Annotated in this window: 13 protein-coding genes; 12 read left to right on the top strand and 1 reads right to left on the bottom strand. The window is 68.6% G+C overall.

The genetic code is table 11. The features are described 5' to 3' along the window. Positions 1-18 precede the first annotated feature (18 nt). Positions 19-1,461, bottom strand: coding sequence for an NAD-dependent succinate-semialdehyde dehydrogenase (locus BMY35_RS22315; RefSeq protein ID WP_093203860.1), 1,443 nt, complete (start codon positions 1,459-1,461; stop codon positions 19-21). Between the two features lie 147 nt (positions 1,462-1,608). On the opposite strand from BMY35_RS22315, the gene BMY35_RS22310 reads away from it, so the two are divergent. The 12 genes from BMY35_RS22310 to BMY35_RS22255 all read left to right on the top strand — a co-directional run bounded on the left by BMY35_RS22310 (position 1,609) and on the right by BMY35_RS22255 (position 14,960). Beyond that, the gene (locus tag BMY35_RS22310) at positions 1,609-2,136 is read left to right on the top strand and encodes a MarR family winged helix-turn-helix transcriptional regulator (protein WP_177213677.1); all 528 of its coding nucleotides are present in this window, start codon (positions 1,609-1,611) and stop codon (positions 2,134-2,136) included. A gap of 138 nt (positions 2,137-2,274) precedes the next feature. Further along, entirely contained in the window at positions 2,275-3,261 is a 987-nt protein-coding gene (locus BMY35_RS22305) for a helix-turn-helix domain-containing protein (RefSeq protein ID WP_093203854.1), read from the top strand. Between the two features lie 85 nt (positions 3,262-3,346). Continuing rightward, positions 3,347-4,816 (top strand): amidase, encoded by a 1,470-nt coding sequence (locus BMY35_RS22300; RefSeq protein ID WP_093203851.1) that lies wholly within the window; start codon positions 3,347-3,349, stop codon positions 4,814-4,816. A 40-nt stretch (positions 4,817-4,856) separates the two neighbouring features. Further along, on the top strand, positions 4,857-5,840 hold the full coding sequence (locus BMY35_RS22295; protein ID WP_093203849.1) for a Bug family tripartite tricarboxylate transporter substrate binding protein: 984 nt from the start codon (positions 4,857-4,859) through the stop codon (positions 5,838-5,840). Positions 5,841-5,956: 116 nt separating this feature from the next. Further along, the gene (locus tag BMY35_RS22290) at positions 5,957-7,267 is read left to right on the top strand and encodes an ABC transporter substrate-binding protein (RefSeq protein WP_093203846.1); all 1,311 of its coding nucleotides are present in this window, start codon (positions 5,957-5,959) and stop codon (positions 7,265-7,267) included. A 28-nt stretch (positions 7,268-7,295) separates the two neighbouring features. Next, positions 7,296-8,054 carry an ABC transporter ATP-binding protein gene (locus BMY35_RS22285; protein ID WP_093203844.1) on the top strand — a complete coding sequence of 253 codons (759 nt, stop codon included), beginning with the start codon at positions 7,296-7,298 and terminating at the stop codon, positions 8,052-8,054. After that, entirely contained in the window at positions 8,041-8,739 is a 699-nt protein-coding gene (locus tag BMY35_RS22280; protein WP_093203841.1) for an ABC transporter ATP-binding protein, read from the top strand. Before BMY35_RS22285 ends, BMY35_RS22280 begins: the two co-directional genes overlap by 14 nt. Positions 8,740-8,755: 16 nt before the next feature. Then, on the top strand, positions 8,756-9,622 hold the full coding sequence (locus tag BMY35_RS22275) for a branched-chain amino acid ABC transporter permease (protein ID WP_093203840.1): 867 nt from the start codon (positions 8,756-8,758) through the stop codon (positions 9,620-9,622). Between the two features lie 12 nt (positions 9,623-9,634). Beyond that, a complete protein-coding gene (locus tag BMY35_RS22270; protein ID WP_093203837.1) occupies positions 9,635-10,690 on the top strand; it encodes a branched-chain amino acid ABC transporter permease in 1,056 nt (351 codons plus the stop codon). Further along, positions 10,687-11,805 (top strand): class II histone deacetylase, encoded by a 1,119-nt coding sequence (locus BMY35_RS22265; protein WP_093203834.1) that lies wholly within the window; start codon positions 10,687-10,689, stop codon positions 11,803-11,805. The genes BMY35_RS22270 and BMY35_RS22265 overlap by 4 nt, the downstream gene beginning before the upstream one ends. A 48-nt stretch (positions 11,806-11,853) precedes the next feature. Next, positions 11,854-12,621: a class II glutamine amidotransferase gene (locus tag BMY35_RS22260; protein ID WP_093203832.1), complete on the top strand. Its 768-nt coding sequence runs from the start codon at positions 11,854-11,856 to the stop codon at positions 12,619-12,621. A gap of 122 nt (positions 12,622-12,743) precedes the next feature. Next, a complete protein-coding gene (locus tag BMY35_RS22255; RefSeq protein ID WP_093203828.1) occupies positions 12,744-14,960 on the top strand; it encodes a TonB-dependent receptor in 2,217 nt (738 codons plus the stop codon). Position 14,961 lies beyond the last annotated feature (1 nt).

Below are 14,961 nucleotides of genomic sequence, written 5' to 3'. Positions count from 1 at the left end.
GAAATTTGCATTGCGTGCTCAGGCCGGCACGCCGACGGTGAGGGTCTTGACTTCGGTGTAGTGCAGCAGGCCTTCGGCACCCATCTCCTGGCCGATGCCGCTTTCCTTCCAGCCGCCGAAGGGCATCTCGGGCTGCGAGACGCCGAAGTGGTTGATGCCGACCATGCCGGCCTCCAGCGCCTCGCCGAGGCGGTGCGCGGTGTGCAGGTCGCGCGTGAAGGCGTAGGCGCCAAGGCCGTAGGGCAAGGCGTTGGCACTGTCGACGGCTTCGTCGAGCGCGTCGTAGGGCTGCAGCACCGCGATGGGGCCGAAGGGCTCCTGGCGCATCACGCGGCTGTCGGGCGGCGCATTGGCGATCACTGTGGGCTCGAAGAAGTAGCCGGGCCGCTGCGCACGCTGGCCGCCGCACAGAAGCTGCGCGCCGCGCTCGACGGCGTCGTCGACGAAGCGCTGCATGTCTTCGATGCGGCGCTCGTGCGCGAGCGGCCCCATCTGCGTGGCAGCGTCGGTGCCCGGGCCCATGCGCAATGCGCGCGCGGCCTGCACGAAGGCTTCGCTCCATTCGCCGAAGCGGCTGCGCGGTATGTAGAAGCGGATCGGCGAGGCGCACACCTGGCCCGCGTTGCGGAACTTGGCGGCGATGGAGCTCTTGAGCGCGAAGGAAAAGTCGGCGTCCTCGCAGACGATCACCGGCGCGTGGCCGCCCAGCTCGCCGGTGAAACGCTTGACGTGGCGCGCCGCCTGTTCGCCCAGCAGCTTGCCCACCGCCACAGAGCCGGTGAACGACACCTTGGCGATCGCCGGATGGTCGATGAGGAAAGAAGACACATCGGCCGGCTCGCCGCACACCATGTTGAGCGCCTCGGGCGGCACGCCCGCATCGAGGAAGGCGCGCACCAGCAGCATGCAGGTGCCCGGCGTTTCCTCCGCGGGCTTGATGACTACGCTGCAGCCAGCGGCGAGCGCGCTCGCCAGCTTGCGCGCCGGCAGGTTGGCCGGAAAGTTCCACGGCGTGAAGGCCGCCACCGGCCCCACCGGCCGGCGCACCACGGCCTGCGAAAGAACGCCCTCGACGCGCGGCGGCACCAGCCTGCCGTAGAGGCGCTTGGCTTCCTCCGCCTGGAAGTCGACGATGTCCGCCGACAGCGTGGCTTCGCGCACTGACTCGGCCAGCGGCTTGCCCTGTTCGAGCGTGAGCACCTGCGCGATGGTCTTCGCCTGTTCGCGGATCTTCTGCGCGGCGCCGCGCAGGATGTTGCAGCGCTCGAGTGCGCTCTTCGCGCGCCATTGAATGAAGCCGCGTTGCGCGGCCTCGGCGGCCTCGGCGAGCTCTTCGCGGCCTGCGAGCGGCAGGTGCGCGATCGTTTCTTCGGTGGCGGGGTCGATCACGGCGCGACGGCCGCCTTGGGTCTGCGTGCGCCACTGGCCGGCGATGTGCAGTGCGAGTTCGGGGTAGTCCATGCCTGCACGATAGGTAGCGACCCACATGCGGCGTTATCGAAAACTGGCAAACCTCGCGCAGCCCTGTTCGCGATGCGCGAAGGCCTTCCTATACTGTTCCTCGCTCCGATCCATCGACAACACGCACACCCACCACACACTCGCACCGTGCCCCGTTCACGCACTCCATCACAGTCAAGCTCCAGGACCTCCACGCGCGCGCGCAACAGTGCGAGCGTCGATGCATTCGACCTCGAGACCTTCCTGCCCTTCCAGCTTTCGGTGGTCGCCAATCGCGTGAGCCAGACGGTGGGCCAGTCGATCGCCAGCCGCTTCTCGCTGCAGATTCCGGAGTGGCGCATCGTGGTGGTGCTGGGCAAGTACGGCGCGCTGTCGGCGCTGGAGATCGCGCAGAAGACGAGCATGGACAAGGCCCGCGTGAGTCGCGCGCAGCACCGGCTGGTGGACCTGGGCTTGGCGAACATGCATCCCTCTGTGGAAGACCGCCGCAAGGTCATCGTGTCGCTGGAGGAAGAAGGCCTCGCGCTGTATCGCGACATGGTGCCGCTGGCACACGACACCGCGCAGCGTCTCTTTGCACAGCTCACGCCCGAGGAGCAGCAGGTGCTGCAGACCATCGTGCAGAAGCTGTTCGACAGCACCACCGGCTTCGAGCCCAGCGGCGAGCTCGAATAGCCTGCGCACAGGCACTCGCCCCTTGCGCTTAGGGGTTTGTCCTGTCACTTTGGAATCGTTGTCAACGAAACAATCTGGTCTGGAGATTGCTTGAGGGAGGGCCACGCACGCCCTTGCCTAAAGACTCGCCGGACCGCCATGAACCGCCAGACCGCCTCCGCCCAATACCAACCCGCAGTCGAGCGCTGGACGCTGACCACGCACGACATCGACGCGTACGCCAGCAGCCAGAGCGGCTGGCACCTGGAGTGCGACATGCTCTCCGGCGGCAGCTTCGCGGGCTTCCTCGATCACGTGCAGCTGCCCGGCCTCAGGCTGGTGCGCGAGACCACCAACCGCGCTTTGCGCCAGCATGGCGAGATGAACCCCGACTGCTGCGGCTTCGCGCTCACATGCCGCCAGGACGGCGAGGCGCGCTTCTCCGGTCAGCGGCTGGACACCGGCTCGGTAATGGTCGGCCGCTGCGACGAACTCGACCTGTGCAGCCCTGCGGGCTTCGAGCTGACGGGCATCGTGGTCGACAACGCGCTGCTGCAGTCGCTCGCCGAACGATTGAACGATCGCGCGCCGCCCGCGTGGCTCGAACGGCGCGTAGTGCTGCACTTCGACGAGACGACGATGCAGTCGCTGCGCGGCACGCTGCGAGGCGCCTTCACCGCGCTCGACGCCATGCCCGCCCTGCTCGACGACCACGTCGCCACGATGCAGCTGCGCGACGACGTGCTGCTGGCCTGGCTCAGCGCGCTGCCCGAGGACGTGGACCTGCGCGAGCTTCGCTCCACCGATGCGCAGCGCCGCGTGGTGCGTCGCGCCTGCGAGCTGATGATGGCGCGGCCCGACGAGCCGCTGTCGATGCTGGAGGTGTGCAACCGCATCGGCGCGAGCCAGCGCAAGCTCAACTACTGCTTCCAGGAAACGCTGGGGCTGAGCCCTGCGCGCTATCTGCGGGCGCTGCGCCTCAACGGCGTGCGCCGCGCACTCAAGCGGCCCGAATCGCGTTCGGTGCAGGACATCGCGGCGCACTGGGGCTTCTGGCACCTGAGCCAGTTCGCGACCGACTACCGCCGGCAGTTCGGCGAGCTGCCATCGCAGACGCTGCGCAGCGCGGCGGTCATGCACCACTGAGGCACCGGTCCCGCGCGGCGGGCGCGCGAAGTTTGCCGTTTTTCGATACTGACTTGGCGAGGCGGTCGCTATCGTTGACCGCCATATGTCCGCCTCCACGTCGACCGAGCCGATCACGCTGAGCGCCCGCGCGCTCGCCACCGCCCTGCAGCGCCGCGAGCTCTCATGCCGCGAACTGATGCAGGCCTGCCTCGCGCAGATCGAGCGCTTCAACCCGGCCGTCAACGCACTGGTCTCGCTGCAGCCCACGGCACAGCTGCTGCAGCAGGCCGACGCCTGCGATGCGCGCCTCGCTCGCGGAGAAGCGGTGGGAAGGCTGCACGGCTTCCCGATGGCGCCCAAGGACTTCGTCGCCACCGCCGGCATGCCCACCACCATGGGCAGCCCGGTGTTTGCGAAGCAGGTCACGACGCACGACGCGATCATGGTCGAGCGCCTGCGCAGTGCTGGCGCCATCTTCGTCGGCCGCAGCAACACGCCGGAATTCGGCCTCGGCTCGCACACCTACAACACGGTGTTCGGCACCACTCGCAACGCGTGGAACCAGCAGCATGCGGCCGGCGGCAGCAGCGGCGGCGCCGCGGTGGCGCTCGCGCTGCACATGCTGCCGGTGGCCGACGGCAGCGACATGATGGGATCGCTGCGCAACCCCGCCGCATGGAACAACGTCTACGGCCTGCGCCCTTCGCTGGGCCGCGTGCCGACCGGGCCGGGGCCCGAACTCTTCTTCCAGCAGCTCGGCTGCGAAGGGCCGATGGGCCGCACGCCGGAGGACGTGGCATGGCTGCTGTCGGTGCAGGCCGGCCACGACGAGCGCTCGCCGCTGAGCCTCGCGGGCGACGGCGAAGTCTTCGCCCAACCGCTCGACGCCGAGCTGCGCGGCCGGCGCATCGCGTGGCTGGGCGACCTCGGCGGCCATCTGCCGATGGGGCCGGGCGTGATGGCGCTGTGCGAATCAGCGCTGCGGCACTTCGACACGCTGGGCTGCAGCGTCGAGCCGGCCGTGCCCGCCTTCGACTTCGACGCGCTGTGGACCGCATGGCTTCGCCTGCGCGGCTTCATCGTCGCGGGCGCACTGCGCGGCCTGCATGCCGACGCCGCCACGCGCGCGCAGCTCAAGCCCGAGGCCTGCTGGGAAGTGGAACAGGGAGAACGCCTGAGCGCGGCCATGCTGCACGAAGCCGCAGTCACGCGCACGCAGTGGCACGGCGCGCTGCTGAAGCTCTTCGAGCGCTTCGACTTCCTGGTGCTGCCGGCCGCGCAGGTGTTTCCGCTTTCCGCCGACGAGCACTGGCCGCGCGAGGTGGGCGGCCGCGCGATGGACACCTACCACCGCTGGATGGAAGTGACCATCGGCCCCACGCTCGCCGGCCTGCCCACGATGGCGATCCCGGCCGGCTTCTCGCAGGAGGCCGGCACGCGCAGCCTGCCGATGGGGCTGCAGCTCATCGGCCGGCCCGGAGCCGACCTGGAGGTGCTGCGCATGGCGCACGGCTGGCACCAGGCCACGCCCTTCGCGGGCATGCGGCCACCGCTGCTGCAGCACGCGCGCTGAGTTCCGGAACCCGACAACAAACAACACGAGGAGACAACCCATGCGCAGACGTTCACTGATCGGCGCCGGCCTTGCCGCCGGCCTCTCCACCATGACAGGGCTCGCCGCCGCTCAGGGCCCGGCGGGCAAGACCCTGAGCCTGATCGTTCCCTACCCCGCCGGCGGTGGCTCCGACATCAACGCACGGCTGGCCGCGCCCGAGTTCTCGCGGCTGCTGGGCCAGACCGCCATCGTCGACAACGTGCCCGGCGCCAGCGGATCGCTGGGCGTGATGAAGGCAGCCAACGCGCCCGCCGACGGCTCGGTACTGCTGCTGGGCTCGCCGATGGAGCTGATGCTCACGCCGCTCACGCTCGCCAGCGCGCGCTACAAGGCGGAGGACTTCCGGCCCATCGGCGTGATGGCCGTCACCTCGATGGTGCTGCTGGCGCGCAAGGACCTCGGCGTGGGCAGCGTCGACGAACTGGTCACGATGCTGCGCCGCCCCGATGCGAAGGAGCTGAGCTACGGCAGCATCGGCCCGGGCTCGCTCTACCACCTGCTGGGCGAGCGATTCACGCAGCAGACGGGCACGAAGATGCTGCACGTGCCCTACAAGGGCATGGCGCCGGTGGTCAACGACCTGCTGGGCGGGCAGATCGACCTGGTGTTCATGCCGCTGGCCGGCAACGTGCCCGACCTGCTGGACGCCGGCAAGGTCAAGGCGCTGGGCCTCGCGGCCACCGTGCCGCACGAGCGCTTCACGGCCATTCCGCTGATGCGCAACAGCAAGGGGCTGGAGGACTTCGTCTACAGCCTGTGGTCGGGCGTGCAGGTGTCGCAGCGCGTGCCCGAGGAAACGCAGCAGCGGCTGCACGCGGCCTTCAACCAGATGATGCAGAAGCCGGAGATCCGCCGCGGCATCGAGCTCGGCGGCAGCAAAGTGCCGCCCGAGCAGCCGCTGGCCGAACTGCGCCGCGCCTACCAGGCCGACGTGGAGCGCTATCGGGCGATCGCGAAGTCGGTGAACTTGCGGCCCGAGTGAGGCACGCAGGGCACCACGCGCCTTTTGCCAGTTTTCGATAACGCCGCCGGCGCACGCGGAGAGACGATGCGGCCCAGCCTACCGTCAATCCTCCACACGCCAAGGAGCACCCCACCATGACCGCCGACTCTTTCCGCGAAGCCTCCGGCGCGCTCACGCGCCGCCAACTCGTCATCGGCGGCGGCGCGGCCGCGCTGGCCGGCGTGCCCGTGCTGGCCAATGCGCAGTCGAAGACCATCAAGATCGGCTACCTCACCACGCTGTCGGGCGTGCGCGCCAATTTCGGCGAGGCCGATCCGTGGAGCCTGGAGCGCGTGCGCGCCGCGCTGAAGGACGGGCTCAACATCGGCGGCACCAACTACAAGGTCGAGATCGTGGTGCGCGACACCCAGTCGGACGCCAACCGCGGCGCCACCATGTCGAGCGAGCTGCTGCTGCGCGAGAAGGTCGACCTGCTGCTGGTGCAGGACAGCGACGCCGCGCTGGCCGCCGGCCAGCTCTGCGACGTCAACGGCGTGCCGATGGTCTCCACCATGGGCCCATGGCAGGCCATCACCTTCGGGCGCGGCTCCACGCCGCAGAAGGGCTTTCCGTTCTCGTTCCACTTCTTCTGGGGCGCCGACGACGTGCTGAAGAACTTCTTCGGCATGTGGGAGCCGCTGAAGGTGGAACGCGCGCTGGGCACGCTCTACATCGACAACGGCCCGGGTCACGCCTTCGCCGATCCGGCCAACGGCATCCCCAACGGCGCGAAGCAGCGCGGCTACAAGGAGACCAACGGCGGCTTCTTCAAGATCGCGACCGACGACTTCAGCAATCAGGTCTCCAGTTTCAAGGCGGCGCGCGCGAACATCGTCTCGGGCTTCGCCTATGCGAACCACTTCGCCACCTTCTGGAAGCAGGCGCAGCAGGCGGGCTACCGGCCCGAGGTGGTGACGATGGCCGCGGCCTTCCTGTTCCCGAGCGCGGTCGAGTCGCTGGGCGCGGCGGGCAACGGCATGTCGACCGAGATCTGGTGGACGCCCAGCTTCCCGTTCAAGTCCTCGCTCACCGGCCAGAGCGCCAAGGCGCTGGCGGCCGACTGGGAGAGCAGCACCGGCAAGCAGTGGACGCAGCCCATCGGCTACGGCCACGCGCTGTTCGAGGTGGGCATCGCGGCGCTGAAGAACGCGAGCAACCCGAAGGACAAGAAGGCCGTGCGCGACGCGCTGGCCAACCTGCAGCTGGACTCGATCGTCGGTCGCATCGACTTCAAGGGCAGCCCGATCAAGAGCGTGGCCGTCACCCCGATGGTGGCGGGACAATGGCGCAAGACGAAGGCCGGCGCCAAGTTTCCGTACGAGCTGGTCATCACGCACAACAGCACGGCGACGCAGATTCCGGTGGAAGACGAGCTGAAGCTGCTGTCGCAGCTCAAGTCCGCCTGAGCCTCTGCAGCAGAAATATCGCATCGGCATGACCGGCTGCCTCGTCATCGAAGGCCTGTGCAAGCGCTACGGCGAGATCGTCGTTGCCGACGGGGTCTCGCTCTCGCTCGCGCGCGGCGAGTGCCTCGGTGTGGTCGGGCCCAACGGCGCGGGCAAGAGTTCGCTGTTCAACCTGATCACCGGCGTGGCCGTGCCCGACGCCGGCAGCATCAAGCTCGAGGGCCGCGAACTGGTGGGCCTGCGCGCCGACGTGCGCGCGCGGCTGGGCGTGGCACGCGCCTTCCAGATCCCGCAGCCCTTCGCGCACCTGAGCGCCTACGAGAACGCACTGGCAGCCGCCAGCTTCGCCGCGCGGCTGCCGCGCGCGCAGGCCGAGCGCGAGGCCTGGGCGGTGCTGGAACGCACCGGGCTGGCCGATCGCGCCGACACGCCGGCCGGCCGCCTGCCGCTCCTGGACCGCAAGCGGCTGGAGCTGGCCAAGGGCCTCGCGACGCGACCGCACCTGCTGCTGCTCGACGAGATCGCGGGAGGCCTGACGGAGGCCGAAGTGCAGGTGCTGGTGGCGCTCGTGCTGGAGCTCAAGAAGGACGTGGCGATGATCTGGATCGAGCACATCGCGCAGGCGCTGATGGCGGTGGCCGACCGCATCATGGTGCTGAACTTCGGCCGCAAGCTGCTGGAGGACGCGCCCGCCGCCGCGATGGACAGCCGCGAGGTGCGCGAGATCTACATGGGCGTGGGAGAAGAAGCCACCGAAACCCTGGAGGCCGGTCATGCCACTGCTTGAGGTGCGCGAACTGTGCAGCCACTACGGCGACCTGCAGGCGCTGTTCGACCTGTCGCTCGACGTGGGTGAAGGCGAGGCCACCGCGCTGATCGGCGCCAACGGAGCGGGCAAGTCGACGCTGATCCGCGCCATCGCGGGACTGGGCCGTCGCAGCCGGGGCGCAATCCGCTTTGACGGGCAGGCCATCGAGGCCGAGCCGGCCGAGCGCATCGCGCACCGCGGCATCGCGCTGGTGCCCGAGGGGCGCATGCTGTTTCCCTCGCTCACCGTGGAGGAAAACCTGCGCATGGGTGCGCTGAGCCAGCGGCCCGGCCACTGGTCGCTGACGACGGTGTATGCGCTGTTCCCGATCCTGCGCGAGTTCCGCCACCGGCCGGCCACGCAACTGTCGGGCGGCCAGCAGCAGATGGTGAGCATCGGCCGCGCGCTCATGGCCAATCCGCGCCTCATGCTGTGCGACGAGATCTCGCTGGGCCTCGCGCCGGTGGTGATCGAGCAGATCTACCGCGCGTTCGTCGACATCCGCGCGCAGGGCACGGCATTGCTGATCGTGGAGCAGGACGTGACCCGCGCCTGCCGCATCGCACAGCGCGTGTATTGCCTGCTCAAGGGGCGCGTCACGCTGGCGGGGCAAGCCAGCGATTTCAGCGCCCAGCAGATCGCCAACGCGTACTTCGGACACTGAAGAAGAAAGAGCGGCCGTGGCCTGGATCGAAACCATCATCAACGGCGTGCTGCTCGGCGGCCTCTATGCGCTCTTCGGCCTCGGGCTGGCGCTGGTCTTCGGCGTGATGCGCATGGTCAACCTCGCTCATGGCGAGTTCGTGGTGCTCGCGGCCTACTTCGCGGTGTTCCTGGCGGCGCAGTTTCCGGGCGTGTCGCCGCTGCTCTTCATCGTGCCGGTGGGGCTGGCGGCCTTCGGCACCGGCTACCTGCTGCAGCGGCTGCTGCTGAACCGCGCCGTCGCCACCGACGATCCACTCACGCCGGTGCTGGTGACCTTCGGCATCGCGGTGGTGCTGCGCAACCTGATGGCCGAGCTGTTCGGCGCCGATCCGCGCGCGCTCGACGGCGGCGCGCTGGCCACGGCCGGCTTCGAGATCGGCGGGCTGCGCATCGGCTGGTATCCGGTGCTGGTGCTTGTGCTCGCGGTGCTGGCCTTCGGCGCGCTGCAGTGGCTGCTGCAGCGCTCGCGCTTCGGCCTGATCGTGCGCGCCACCTCCGACCACCGCGAGATCGTGCGCACGATGGGCGTGCGGCCGGCCCACGTGTACGGCGTGGTGATGGGGCTGTCGCTGGCCTTCGCGTCGGTGGCCGGGCTGCTGCTCGCGCTGCGCACCTCGTTCACGCCGTTCTCGGGCGTGGAGCGGCTGCTGGGTGCCTTCGAGGTGGTCATCATCGGCGGCATGGGCTCCTTCCGGGGTGCGCTTGCCGGCGGCATCGCGCTGGGCGTGGCGCAGCTCGCGGGCCAGCGGCTCGATTCCAATGCGGGCGCGCTGTATGCGCACCTGCTGTTCTTCGTGGTGCTGATGGTGCGTCCCAACGGCATCGCGGGCCCGCGCTCCTGATCGGCGAATTTCATGCGTGACCGTTCTTCTCCCGTTCCCTGGATCTGCTTCGCCATCGCCGCGGCGGCAATCGCTTTCGCGCCCACCGTGGCCGACGGCGGCACGCTGCGCCTTTTGAGCGAAGTGCTCGTCACGCTGGCGATGGCCCAGATGTGGAACCTGCTGGCCGGCTACACGGGGCTGGTGTCGATGGGTCACCAGGCCTTCGTGGGCATCGGGGCCTACCTGCTGTTCATCGCCTCCGACCGGCTCGGCATCTCGCCCTACTGGATGGTGCCGGTGGCCGGCGCGGGTGCGGCGCTGCTGGCGGCAGTGGTGGCGCCGCTGATGTTCCGGCTGCGCGATGCCTACTTCTCGATCGGCATGTGGGTGCTGGCCGAGATCGTGCGTCTGCTGGTGGCGAAGTTTCCGCTCTTCGGCGGCGAATCGGGCGTGCCGCTGCAGGCGGTGCGGCTGGTGGAGGCCGAGAGCTTCCAGCAGAACGCGTTCTGGATCTCGGGTGCCATCGGTCTGGCGGCCGTGGCCGGGGTCTACCTGCTGATGCGCTCGCCCTTCGGCCTCGGGCTGATGGCGGTGCGCGACAACGAACTGGCGGCCACCAGCATCGGCGTGAACGTGTGGCGCAACCGCTTCATCGCCTTCGTGCTCTCGGGGCTGGGCTTCGGGCTGGCGGGCGCGGCGCACTTCATGGGCACGATGTTCGTCTCGCCCGACTCGGCCTTCGACATCAACTGGGTGGTGACCGCGATGTTCATCGTCATCATCGGCGGCATCGGGACCATCGAGGGGCCGCTGATCGGCGCGGTCATCTACTTCGGGCTGCGCGAGCTGTTCAACACCTGGTTCGCGATGTCGGGCGGCTGGTACCTGATCGCGATGGGCTGCATCGCGGTGACGGTGATGCTGCTGGCGCCGCGCGGCCTGTGGGGCCTGGCGCGCGAGCGCTGGGGGTGGCGCGGGCTGAGCGTGCAGCGCCATCCGCCGTCGCGCGAGCACACTTCGCCTTCTTCTGCTTCCGACCTTTCTTCTTCCCTCACTTCCGAATCCACGCGAGGACGCACCGCATGAAGACCGCCACCACCGCCTTCTTTCACGACGAACGCACCTTCTGGCACGTGCCGGGCGGCCTGCATGCGCTGTTCCTGCCCGTGGGCGGCTGGGTGCAGCCCATGGCCGGCAGCGGCATGGCGGAGTCGCCCGACTCCAAGCGCCGCATCAAGTCGCTGATGGACGTGTCGGGCCTGAGCGCTCGGCTCGACCTGCTGGGCGCACCGATGGCCACCGAGGAAGACCTGCGGCGCGTGCACCCCGCGAGCTACCTGGAGAAGTTCAAGGCCGCCAGCGACGCCGGCGGCGGCGACCTGGGCGAGGTCGCGCCCTTCGGGCCAGGCAGCTATGAGATCGCGAAGCTGTCCACCGGGCTGGCCATCGCCGCGATGGACAGCGTGCTGCAGGGCCGCCACCGCAACGCCTTCGCGCTGACGCGCCCGCCGGGCCACCATTGCCTGCGCGAGCACAGCATGGGCTTCTGCCTGTTCAACAACATCGCGGTGGCCATCGAGACCATGAAGGCACGCCACAAGCTCGGCCGCGTGGCTGTGATCGACTGGGACGTGCACCACGGCAACGGCACGCAGGCGATCTTCTACGACCGCCCCGACGTGCTGACGCTGTCGCTGCACCAGGAGAACTGCTTTCCGCCCGGCTACAGCGGCGCGGAAGACCGTGGCGAGGGCGAGGGGCTGGGCTTCAACGTCAACATTCCGCTGCAGCCCGGCGGCGGCCACAACGCCTACATGTACGCCTTCGAGCGCATGGTGGCGCCTGTGATCGACCGCTTCAGGCCCGAGCTGATCGTGGTGGCGAGCGGGCTGGACGCCAACGGCGTGGACCCGCTGGCGCGGATGCAGCTGCATCCGGAGTCGTTCCGCCAGATGATGCGGCAGGTCAACGCGCTGGCGGCCCGGCATTGTGACGGGCGGGTGGTGGTGGTGCACGAGGGCGGCTATTCGGAGGCCTGCGTGCCGTTCTGCGGGCTGGCTGTGGTGGAGGAGCTCTCGGGGCACCGCACGGAAGTGGAAGATCCGTTCAGCGAGTTCTTCGGGCTGCAGCAGCCTTCGGCGCGCTTCGATGCGTTCCAGCGGGGCCTGATCGACGAGATGGCGACGCTGCACGGTATCTGAACGCAGCGGCGGCGCGATCGGCACGCGAATCGCGGTCTAATCGCAGTCATGTGCCAATTGCTAGGGATGAACTGCAACACGCCGACCGACGTGACCTTCAGCTTCACGGGGTTCGCGCAACGCGGCGGCCGCACCGACCACCACGCCGACGGCTGGGGCATCGCGTTCTTCGAGGATCGCGGGCTGCGGCACTTCGTCGACCACCAGCCGGCGAGCGAATCGCCGGTGGCGGACCTGATCCGGCGCTACCCGATCCAGAGCCGCAACGTCATCGCGCACATCCGCAAGGCGACACAGGGCGAGGTCAACCTGCAGAACTGCCACCCGTTCGTGCGTGAGCTGTGGGGACGCTACTGGGTGTTCGCCCACAACGGCGACCTGAAGGAATTCCGTCCGCGCCTGCACGGCAACTTCCACCCGGTGGGCAACACCGACAGCGAGCACGCCTTCTGCTGGATCATGCAGGAGCTGGCCAAGTCGCACGCGGGCGTGCCGAGCATCGAGGAGCTGACGCTCACGCTGCGCGAACTGGCGCCGCAGCTCGCGGGCCACGGCACCTTCAACTTCATGCTGTCCAACGGGCAGGCGCTGTGGGCGCATGCATCGACCAACCTCTGGTACGTGGAGCGCCGCCATCCCTTCGTGACGGCGCAGCTGTCGGACGAAGACCTCGAGATCGACTTCGCGCAGCACACCACGCCCAACGACCGCGTCGCCGTGGTCGTGACCGCGCCCCTGACGACCAACGAGACGTGGACCCAGTTCGCTCCGGGCGAGCTGCAGGTGTTCGTGGACGGGCAGCGAGTCGGGCGCTGAAGGCGCCTGGAGCCGAGTCAGTCTTTTGACTGACACTTTTTAGCAACATTGCAAGAAAGTATCGACGGTCGGACTCATACGAGTAAACAATAACGGTTCTCATTTGCATATCTGAACCGTCCATGCCCGCTCATTTCTTCCATCTCCGGCCTTCCGTGGTCGCAACGCTGCTCGCGCTCAATGCCGCGGCGGCCCTGGCCCAAACCACCACGGCGGAGCCGGCCGCTGCTGCGGTATCGAGCGGCACGCTGTCGACGGTGACCGTCGAGGCCAGCGCCGACGCATCGGCCGAGGGCCTGACCAAGCCTTATGCCGGCGGCCAGGTGGCGCGCGGCGGGCGGGTCGGCATCCTGGGCAACCAGGACATGATGAGCACCCCCTTCTCCAGCAACAACTACACGAACGAGCTGATCCAGGACCAGCAGGCCAAGAGCGTGGCCGACGTGCTGCTGAACGACCCGTCGGTGCGCCAGGCCCGCGGCTTCGGCAACTTCCAGGAGCTCTACGTGGTGCGCGGCTTCCCCGTGTATTCCGACGACGTGGCCTACAACGGCCTCTACGGCATGCTGCCGCGCCAATACATCGCCTCGGAATTCTTCGAGCGCGTGGAAGTGTTCCGCGGTGCCAACACCTTCCTGAATGGCGCCGCCCCCGGCGGCAGCGGCATCGGCGGCGCGATCAACCTGCTGCCCAAGCGCGCGCCGAACGAACCGCTCACCCGCGTCGGCTTCGGCGTGCAGACCGGCGGCCAGGGCTTCGTCAACCTCGACCTCGCGCGCCGCTTCGGCCCCGACGACAGCCTGGGCGTGCGCGTGAACGCGGTGCGCCGCGAAGGCGGCACGGGCGTGAAGAACGAAAGCCAGCAGCTCAGCGCCTTCGGCATCGGCCTCGACTGGCACAACCGCAACGTGCGCCTGTCGGCCGACTTCGGCTACCAGGACTACGACCTGAAGGACGGCCGCCCGAGCCTGACGCCCTCGTCCACCCTGCCGATCCCGCGCGCGCCCGACGCCCGCACCAACTTCGCACAGCCCTGGACCTACTCGAAGGAAAAGGACAAGTTCGCCACCTTCCGCGGCGAAGTCGACATCACCGACAACATCACGGCCTGGGCAGCCGGCGGTGTGCGCCGCAGCGACGAAGACAACGTGCTGTCGAACCCGACGCTCACCGACGCCTTCGGCAGCACCAGCAACACGCGCTTCAGCAACACCCGCAAGGATCGCATCGGCACCGCCGAGATCGGCGTGCGCGGCAACTTCGCCACCGGCCCGGTGAAGCACACCGTGGTGGTCTCGGCGGCCAAGTACAGCAATGACCGCGACAACGCCTACGCCATCTCGGCGCAGAGCGTGCGCAACAACATCTACACGCCGTACGCCTCGCCCTACCCGGTCGCCAACGGCGCCTTCGTGGGCAACACGCTGGACAACCCGCGCCTGACCGACAAGATCGACACCTCGAGCGTGGCCATTGCCGACACCATGTCGTTCATGGACGACCGCCTGCTGGTCACGCTCGGCGCGCGCCGCCAGACCATCGAGCAGACCAGCTTCGCCTACAACACGCTCAAGCAGACGAGCACCTACGACAAGAGCAAGACCACGCCGGTCGCGGGAGTCGTGTTCAAGATCACGCCGACCGTCTCGGCCTACGCCAACTACATCGAAGGCCTGGTCAAGGGCAACGTCGCGGGCACCACCGTGAACAACCGTCCGGTGACCAATGCCGGCGAAATCTTCGCGCCCTATCAGGCCAAGCAGAAGGAAATCGGCGTCAAGTACGACGGCGGCACGCTCGGCGCCAGCGCTGCGTTCTTCACCACCGACCAGCCCACCTACTACTACTCGAGCCAGACATACGGCCTCTACGGCAAGCAGCGCAACCAGGGCCTGGAGTTCTCGGTGTTCGGCCAACCGACCAAGGGCCTGCGCCTGCTCGGCGGCCTGACGCTGCTCGACGCCAAGCAGAAGAACACGCAAGGCGGCGCCACCGACGGCCTGACCGCCATCGGCGTGGCCAAGCAGCAGGCCAACATCGGCGCCGAATGGGACGTGCCCGGCATGCGCAACCTGTCGCTGAACGCCCGCGTGCTCTACACCTCGAAGCAGTACGCCAACGCCACCAACACGCAATCGGTGCCGTCGTGGACGCGCGTCGACGTGGGCGCGCGCTACCTGGTCGATCTCGGCAACGGCCGCCTGCTCACGCTGCGCGCGCGCATCGACAACCTGTTCAACAAGTCGTACTGGGCCTCGGGGGGCGGCACGCAGGGCAGCAACTACTTGGTGCTGGGTGCGCCGCGCACCTTCGCGGTGAGCGGCACGATCGACTTCTGAT

Source organism: Variovorax sp. YR750, assembly GCF_900109805.1.
Classification (GTDB): domain Bacteria; phylum Pseudomonadota; class Gammaproteobacteria; order Burkholderiales; family Burkholderiaceae_C; genus Variovorax; species Variovorax gossypii.
This window is presented reverse-complemented; position numbering and strand designations above follow the sequence as displayed.

Coding starts and splice junctions, on each gene's coding strand:
- BMY35_RS22315 (WP_093203860.1), bottom strand. CDS start 1,461: ATGGACTACCCCGAACTCGCACTGCACATCGCCGGCCAGTGGCGCACG.
- BMY35_RS22305 (WP_093203854.1), top strand. CDS start 2,275: ATGAACCGCCAGACCGCCTCCGCCCAATACCAACCCGCAGTCGAGCGC.
- BMY35_RS22300 (WP_093203851.1), top strand. CDS start 3,347: ATGTCCGCCTCCACGTCGACCGAGCCGATCACGCTGAGCGCCCGCGCG.
- BMY35_RS22295 (WP_093203849.1), top strand. CDS start 4,857: ATGCGCAGACGTTCACTGATCGGCGCCGGCCTTGCCGCCGGCCTCTCC.
- BMY35_RS22290 (WP_093203846.1), top strand. CDS start 5,957: ATGACCGCCGACTCTTTCCGCGAAGCCTCCGGCGCGCTCACGCGCCGC.
- BMY35_RS22285 (WP_093203844.1), top strand. CDS start 7,296: ATGACCGGCTGCCTCGTCATCGAAGGCCTGTGCAAGCGCTACGGCGAG.
- BMY35_RS22280 (WP_093203841.1), top strand. CDS start 8,041: ATGCCACTGCTTGAGGTGCGCGAACTGTGCAGCCACTACGGCGACCTG.
- BMY35_RS22270 (WP_093203837.1), top strand. CDS start 9,635: ATGCGTGACCGTTCTTCTCCCGTTCCCTGGATCTGCTTCGCCATCGCC.
- BMY35_RS22265 (WP_093203834.1), top strand. CDS start 10,687: ATGAAGACCGCCACCACCGCCTTCTTTCACGACGAACGCACCTTCTGG.
- BMY35_RS22260 (WP_093203832.1), top strand. CDS start 11,854: ATGTGCCAATTGCTAGGGATGAACTGCAACACGCCGACCGACGTGACC.
- BMY35_RS22255 (WP_093203828.1), top strand. CDS start 12,744: ATGCCCGCTCATTTCTTCCATCTCCGGCCTTCCGTGGTCGCAACGCTG.